The organism is Escherichia sp. MOD1-EC5189 (assembly GCF_002966045.1).
GTDB lineage: Bacteria > Pseudomonadota > Gammaproteobacteria > Enterobacterales > Enterobacteriaceae > Escherichia > Escherichia coli_F.
Genome location: NZ_PTRX01000027.1, coordinates 52,716 through 59,733 on the forward strand (window position 1 = coordinate 52,716; position 7,018 = coordinate 59,733).

At 53.3% G+C, this 7,018-nt stretch carries 7 protein-coding genes and 1 pseudogene; 1 reads left to right on the forward strand and 7 read right to left on the reverse strand.

Annotated features, from left to right (window positions below):
• Positions 1-10 precede the first annotated feature (10 nt).
• The 4 genes from pxpA to ybgI are packed head-to-tail and all read right to left on the reverse strand — an operon-like array spanning position 11 to position 3,083.
• Positions 11-745 carry a 5-oxoprolinase subunit PxpA gene (pxpA, locus tag ATB02_RS19990; RefSeq protein ID WP_105272144.1) on the reverse strand — a complete coding sequence of 245 codons (735 nt, stop codon included), beginning with the start codon at positions 743-745 and terminating at the stop codon, positions 11-13.
• A complete protein-coding gene (gene pxpC, locus ATB02_RS19995; RefSeq protein WP_000912727.1) occupies positions 735-1,667 on the reverse strand; it encodes a 5-oxoprolinase subunit PxpC in 933 nt (310 codons plus the stop codon). The genes pxpA and pxpC overlap by 11 nt, the downstream gene beginning before the upstream one ends.
• Positions 1,661-2,317 carry a 5-oxoprolinase subunit PxpB gene (gene pxpB, locus ATB02_RS20000; RefSeq protein WP_001188343.1) on the reverse strand — a complete coding sequence of 219 codons (657 nt, stop codon included), beginning with the start codon at positions 2,315-2,317 and terminating at the stop codon, positions 1,661-1,663. The genes pxpC and pxpB overlap by 7 nt, the downstream gene beginning before the upstream one ends.
• A 22-nt stretch (positions 2,318-2,339) precedes the next feature.
• Entirely contained in the window at positions 2,340-3,083 is a 744-nt protein-coding gene (ybgI, locus tag ATB02_RS20005) for a radiation resistance protein YbgI (protein ID WP_000798863.1), read from the reverse strand.
• A 270-nt stretch (positions 3,084-3,353) separates the two neighbouring features.
• Between ybgI and dtpD the strand changes: the two genes are divergently transcribed.
• Positions 3,354-4,835, forward strand: coding sequence for a dipeptide permease DtpD (gene dtpD, locus ATB02_RS20010; protein ID WP_001032670.1), 1,482 nt, complete (start codon positions 3,354-3,356; stop codon positions 4,833-4,835).
• 42 nt (positions 4,836-4,877) lie between these two features.
• On the opposite strand, the gene phrB is transcribed toward dtpD, so the two are convergent.
• The 3 genes and pseudogenes from phrB to ATB02_RS26475 form a co-directional block, all read right to left on the reverse strand.
• Entirely contained in the window at positions 4,878-6,296 is a 1,419-nt protein-coding gene (gene phrB, locus ATB02_RS20015) for a deoxyribodipyrimidine photo-lyase (protein WP_105272145.1), read from the reverse strand.
• Positions 6,293-6,802, reverse strand: a complete 510-nt coding sequence (locus tag ATB02_RS20020) for a YbgA family protein (protein WP_105272146.1) — start codon at positions 6,800-6,802, stop codon at positions 6,293-6,295. Before ATB02_RS20020 ends, phrB begins: the two co-directional genes overlap by 4 nt.
• A 138-nt stretch (positions 6,803-6,940) precedes the next feature.
• Positions 6,941-7,018, reverse strand: a pseudogene (locus ATB02_RS26475) (hypothetical protein); the annotation flags it as partial.

Below are 7,018 nucleotides of genomic sequence, written 5' to 3' on the forward strand. Positions count from 1 at the left end.
TTAAGCGGGGTTATGCTGCGACAACAATCCCCTTTTCGGCAAATGTAGAGCGTAGTCGTCGGGCGAACGCCAGTGCGTGCTCGCCGTCGCCATGCAGACAGACAGTCTGCGCCGTGACCGCCGCCCATTCGCCGGTGATACTTTTGACTCTGCCGTGTTGCACCATCTCCAGCGTCTGTGCCAGCGCCTGTTCTTCGTTTTCAATCAACGAGCCAGGTTGACTTCGCGGTACCAGTGAGCCGTCAGCCTGATATCCGCGATCGGCAAATACTTCCTCGCGCGTTGTCAGGCCATATTGCTTGCCTGCACGAATCAGCTCGCTTCCCGCCAGCCCAACGAGAATCAACGCCGGATCGCAAGCGTAAACTGCTCTGGCAATGGCGTCTGCCAGTTGTGCGTCTTTCGCCGCCTGGTTGTATAACATGCCGTGCGGTTTGACGTGACGCATCACGCCGCCTTGCGCGCGAGCAATAGCGGCCAGCGCGCCAATTTGATACAGCGTCTGGGCGTAAACGGTTTCCGGCGGCAATTGCATGGCGCTGCGACCAAAATTTTCCCTGTCGGGAAAACTCGGATGAGCGCCAATCGCGACACCATTTTGTATGGCGTCACGCACGCAAGCCTGCATGGTTTGTGCATCGCCTGCATGAAATCCACAAGCAATATTGGCAGAGGAAACCAGCGATAATAGCTCTGCGTCGCTGGCACAGCCTTCGCCCAGATCGGCGTTCAGGTCAATTTTCATTGTGCAGCCGCCACGCTAATTGTTCGAAATAACGTTGCTGATCTTGCCGCGCTTTCAGTGCCTCTTCCAGTGAACACTGGACAAAATGAATCGGCTGACCGAGCGGAATTTGCGCCAGATGGTACATATCAGCCTCAATGATACAGGCAATACGCGGATAACCGCCGGTAGTTTGCGCATCATTCATCAATACAATCGGCTGCCCGTTATGCGGCACCTGCACCACGCCCGGCAGCAAACCGTGAGATAGCAGTTCGCGATCGGTGGTGCGTTTTAAGATTTGCCCCTGTAGGCGATAGCCCATCCGGTTACTTTGCGGGCTAAGCTGCCAGGGCGAACGCCAGAATGCATCCTGCGAGGCGCGATCGAACTCATGATATTCCGGCCCCGGCAAGGCGCGAATGCGGTTGCCCCACAGCAGCTGTTTAACGCCCTGTGCTTCCATAAAATCACGCTTCGATTTACCCATCGGGAGTCGGTCACCATCCTTCAGTAAACGGCCTTCCAGCCCACCAATCCCCACTTTGAGATCGGTACTGCATGACCCCATTACCGGCGGAACATCAATACCACCCGCGACCGCCAGATAACTGCGCATCCCGTGCTGCGGGCGTTTAAGCGTTAAACGCTGGCCTGCTTTCATCGGCAATCGCCAGCCAGTCCAGACGGCATTATCATCCAGCCGCGCTTCGCAACCTGCCCCCGTCAGGGCAAACCAACCATCAGTTTCGAACTCTACCGTTAACTGACCGAGCGTTATCTCCAGCGCGGGGGCATTGGCGTCATTACCCACCAGCAGGTTAGCAATGCGTAACGCAGGCATATCCAGTGCGCCGCAGTGGCTGATACCCGACTGGCGAAAACCGTGACGACCGCCATCCTGCACAGTGGTATACATGCCCGCACGAATAATCTTCAGCATACTCCCTCCTTCTGCGGTACAAAGCGCACGCTGTCTCCCGGACGTAATAAGATGGGTTCGTCACGCGCCGGATCAAACAGGCTGAGTGAGGTATGACCAATCAACTGCCAGCCGCCCGGCGTTGCCAGCGGATAAACACCGGTCTGCGGCCCGCCGATCCCGACAGAACCTGCCGGAACGAGCAAGCGCGGTTCAGCGCGCCGTGGCGTGTGTAGTTGTTCCGGCAAACTCCCGAGATACGGGAAGCCCGGTTGAAAACCTAAAAACCAGACCACGTATTCCACAGAGGAGTGCAATTCAACAACCTGTTTTTCGCTCAATCCACAATGCGCCGCGACCACCGCCAAATCCGGTCCGCCTGCGCCACCGTAAACCACCGGAATTTCAATAAAACGAGACTCCGGCTCCAGCGCCTCACTCTCCTCCCACCAGCGTTGCAAACGCTCTATGGCATCCAGCGCCAGCGACTCAGGATTACGTAAAATCACCGTGATATTGTTCATGCCGGGAATGGCTTCAACCACATTCGGCATATCCACCAGACGCTGCGCCAGTCGCCAGATACGTTTCTGGCTAGCCAGCGTCACCGGCGGTTCCAGCTCCAGCACTACCGCCGTTTCACCTATCAGATAACAACGCGCTCGTTGCACTTTCGATCCCTCTGATTATTCGTTATGCAGGATTAGGAATATCAATAAAGGTCACATCAAGATCGGTATTTTCATTCAGCCACTCGCTCAATGCGCGAATACCACCGCGTTCAGTGGCATGGTGACCCGCAGCATAAAAATGCAATCCCTGCTCGCGGGCTGAATGAATGGTCTGTTCAGAAACTTCGCCAGTAATAAAAGCATCCACGCCAAAACGCGCGGCGCTATCGATAAAACTTTGCCCGCCGCCCGTGCACCAGGCAACGCGCTGAATCACCTCAGGTCCGGTATCGCCACACCATAACGGCTTACGTCCCAGACGCGCTTCAATCCAGGAAGCCAGCTCCAGTCCCGGCACAGGCATGGTCAGTTCGCCCCACGGCACCAACGGCTCAATTTCACCCAAGACCGTAATCCCAAGTAACGCCGCCAGCTGTGCGTTATTGCCCAGCTCCGGATGCGCGTCCAACGGCAGATGCCAGCCATACAGGTTGATATCATTTGCCAGCAACGTTTTTAAACGGTTACGCTTCATGCCGCGAATGACCGGAGATTCGCCTTTCCAGAAGTAGCCATGATGCACAATGACCGCATCCGCGCCCAGACGCACCGCTTCATCGAGCAGCGCCTGGCTGGCGGTGACACCGGTAACAATTTTTTGCACCGTCTCTTTGCCTTCTACCTGCAAACCATTCGGCGCGTAATCACTTATCGCCGCGCTGTTCAGTTTCTCGTTAATCAGTTGTTCCAGTTCGGTGTTTTTCATCTTCGCGCCTTCCGTATTCTGATAGCTATACCGTTAACATAGCGTTACCTCGCCTGTTCGTCGATAGCCAATCTTTTGACATATTAAGAAACAAACCCGACGCCAAAAGACGCAAATTGTTTATATCATCACGCTTCAGCTAATGTATATTTATGCAATCAGACAGCATATTGCACAAATAATCAGATCTGTATCAAAGTTTTAACTTTAAGGAAACACAAGCACGCCGCGCAACTATTACGTGACGTTGCAGTCAATTGTGGAATTATTATGAATAAACACGCATCACAACCGCGCGCTATTTACTATGTCGTTGCGCTGCAAATCTGGGAATATTTTAGCTTTTACGGCATGCGTGCCCTGCTGATTCTCTATCTCACCAATCAACTGAAATACAACGACACCCACGCGTACGCGTTATTTAGCGCCTACTGTTCGCTGGTGTATGTCACGCCAATCCTCGGTGGCTTTTTGGCGGATAAAGTTCTCGGCAATCGCATGGCGGTGATGCTGGGGGCGTTATTGATGGCGATCGGACATGTGGTGCTGGGTGCCAGTGAGATCCATCCGTCATTCCTCTATCTGTCCCTGGCGATTATCGTCTGCGGCTATGGTCTGTTTAAATCCAACGTCAGTTGCCTGCTCGGCGAGCTGTATGAGCCAACCGATCCGCGTCGTGATGGCGGTTTCTCGCTGATGTATGCGGCGGGTAACGTGGGGTCTATTATCGCACCTATCGCGTGTGGCTACGCCCAGGAAGAGTACAGTTGGGCGATGGGCTTTGGCCTGGCGGCGGTTGGCATGATCGCGGGTCTGGTTATCTTCTTATGTGGCAATCGTCATTTTGCTCATACCCGTGGCGTTAACAAAGACGTACTGCGTGCGACAAACTTTCTCCTGCCTAACTGGGGATGGCTGCTGGTTCTGCTGGTGGCAACGCCTGCGCTGATTACCGTACTGTTCTGGAAAGAGTGGTCGGTATACGCCTTGATTGTCGCGACTATCATTGGCCTTGGCGTTTTGGCAAAAATTTATCGCAAAGCAGAAAACCAGAAACAGCGTAAGGAGCTGGGGCTGATTGTGACGCTCACCTTCTTCAGCATGTTGTTCTGGGCCTTCGCACAACAGGGGGGTAGCTCGATTAGCCTTTATATTGACCGCTTCGTTAACCGCGATATGTTTGGTTATACCGTTCCGACCGCTATGTTCCAGTCGATTAATGCCTTCGCGGTCATGCTGTGCGGTGTGTTCCTGGCATGGGTGGTCAAAGAGAGCGTCGCGGGTAATCGTACCGTGCGCATCTGGGGAAAATTTGCTCTTGGTCTTGGCCTGATGAGCGCCGGATTCTGCATTCTGACCTTAAGCGCCCGCTGGTCCGCAATGTATGGTCACTCTTCTCTGCCACTGATGGTGTTAGGTCTGGCGGTGATGGGCTTTGCCGAACTGTTTATCGACCCGGTTGCCATGTCGCAAATTACGCGCATTGAAATCCCCGGCGTGACCGGCGTATTAACCGGTATTTATATGCTGCTTTCTGGCGCGATTGCGAACTATCTGGCGGGCGTGATTGCCGATCAGACATCGCAAGCTTCGTTTGATGCTTCCGGGGCGATCAACTACTCCATCAATGCATATATTGAAGTGTTTGATCAAATCACCTGGGGTGCACTGGCGTGTGTAGGACTGGTACTGATGATTTGGCTGTATCAGGCGCTTAAGTTCAGAAACCGCGCGCTGGCGCTGGAGTCTTAACAGGCCAGCACCGATGCCTGATAAGACGCTCGCTGCGTTTTATCAGGCTCCTTTCTTCGCTTCTTCATACGTTGCCAGCGTTCGCAGCCTTGCCTTTTTGTGATCAACTATCGGTTGCGGATAATCCAGCGTCACACCTGCTTTCTGCGCCCACTTCCACGGTTCATGCACCGCTTTCCCTGGTACATCACGCAACTCTGGTAACCACTGGCGGATAAACTCACCTTCGTGGTCAAATTTCTCGCCCTGAGTTGTCGGGTTGAAAATACGGAAATACGGTGCAGCATCAGTTCCAGTAGAAGCCGCCCATTGCCAGCCACCGTTATTGGCTGCCAAATCACCATCAATCAGTTGCGACATGAAATATCGCTCGCCTTCCCGCCAGTCGATCAGCAAATCTTTCACCAGAAAGCTGGCAGTAATCATCCGCAGGCGGTTATGCATCCAGCCAGTACTGTTAAGCTGACGCATGGCCGCATCAACAATCGGGTATCCCGTTTTGCCTTCCTGCCAGGCCTTTAAATGCGCGGGATTGCTTTGCCACTGTACGCGGTCGGTCCAGGCAATAAACGGTCGATGTTTACACAACGAGGGGTAATACGTCATCAGATGACGGTAGAACTCGCGCCAGATCAACTCATTAAGCCAGACACTACCGGCCCCACCTTCCAGCGCCTGCGGCTGTTCCGCCAACAGGCGATGCAGACACTGGCGAGGCGATAACCTACCCGTTGCAAGGCTTGCAGACAAACGGCTGGTGCCTTCCACTGCCGGAAAATCACGCTGCTGATCGTACTGACTCGCACCGTTCTGGCAAAACTGGCGTAATTGCGCAATCGCCGCTTTTTCTTCCACCGGGAAATGCGCGGTATCGAAAGACTGACGAGGATAATTCAGCGTAATGGATGGCGCGGCTTCTATCATTCCGCTACTACGTACTTTTGGCGCAGCGACGCACTCCGGCACCCCTTCTCGCAGCCGTTTCAGCCAGGCGTTTTTAAATGGCGTAAAGACTTTGTACATCTCATGATTGCCAGTCATCACCGCCCCCGGCGGCAGGATCACGCTGTCATCAAATCCTTCACACACCACGTTACTCAGCGCTCTTTCAACTTCCACATCCCGCGCCCGCTCATTCACCTCATACTGATAGTTATAAAACAGATGGGTAACACGATTTTCCGCGCACACTTGTTTAACTATTTCGACGCTGGAGACAAAGTCATCCACTTCACGGAACAAAAAAGGAATACCTTTTTCCGCCAGCGCGATTCGTAGCCCATTCAGTTGAGCATTGATAAGTTCAGCCTGACGCGGCGACATGTTATGCGCTGCCCACTGACGTGGTGTTGCGATATACAGCGCCAGCACGCGTGCAGACGAATTGCGGCAGGCGGCAGCAAGCGCGAGATTGTCGTGCAGACGTAAATCCTGGCGAAACCAGACCAGATGGGTAGTCATAAAACTCCTGCATGGCGCAAGTTAATCACACGCGGCCAAAGTTCGAAATAACGCTGCCCTGAAAGCCAGGCGTTAGGATAAAGCGCCATATAGTGTTTGATACGCATCAGCGGCGCAAGAAGCGGTTGCTCGCCACGGCGATAACTGTCGATAAGCGACGCCAGCTGCTGGCGTTCTGTGGAATCAATATGTGGGCGAAAATATCCCTGAACGTGCATCAAAACATTGGTGTGGTCACGTCGGTTGGCGGGGTGAGAAAGCAAAACAATTACGCGTTGGCGGTACTGGTTGTAATAGTCATCCAGATTTTGCCACTGGTGAATATCAGCCACAAACGGGCCAAGTTTGCGGTATTCCGGCTGGGAATGAGCCAGAAAGACGAGTTTATAGCGGCTGTGATAATCGTTGAGCGCCCCGCGCGTTAAGCCTCGCTCTTTAAGACGGTGTAACTCATGCAAAGCAAAAATGCGGATAAGGGTGCTGTCATCAAAAAGTTGTTGATTCATTACTACTCCTGGGCGGTTTACAGGAGTAAGTGTAGACGTTGGGAAATGATGTTTGTGAAGTTAATCCGCTAGCAGGGCAAGATTACGAAAGCGCGCTCCCCGCAAGGACTGACGCCAGGTAGTTTCTGTCCATGGCTGCCCTTTCCATTCAAACGTGAAATCAATAAGTTCATCAGGGACATCGCAAACAATGTGAAGACGGATTTCTTCTCTGCC

What these genes read in the sequence shown, in the direction of transcription:
- pxpA (WP_105272144.1), bottom strand. Translation starts at nt 745, where the DNA reads ATGAAAATTGACCTGAACGCCGATCTGGGCGAAGGCTGTGCCAGCGAC.
- pxpC (WP_000912727.1), bottom strand. Translation starts at nt 1,667, where the DNA reads ATGCTGAAGATTATTCGTGCGGGCATGTATACCACTGTGCAGGATGGC.
- ybgI (WP_000798863.1), bottom strand. Translation starts at nt 3,083, where the DNA reads ATGAAAAACACCGAACTGGAACAACTGATTAACGAGAAACTGAACAGC.
- dtpD (WP_001032670.1), top strand. Translation starts at nt 3,354, where the DNA reads ATGAATAAACACGCATCACAACCGCGCGCTATTTACTATGTCGTTGCG.
- phrB (WP_105272145.1), bottom strand. Translation starts at nt 6,296, where the DNA reads ATGACTACCCATCTGGTCTGGTTTCGCCAGGATTTACGTCTGCACGAC.
- ATB02_RS20020 (WP_105272146.1), bottom strand. Translation starts at nt 6,802, where the DNA reads ATGAATCAACAACTTTTTGATGACAGCACCCTTATCCGCATTTTTGCT.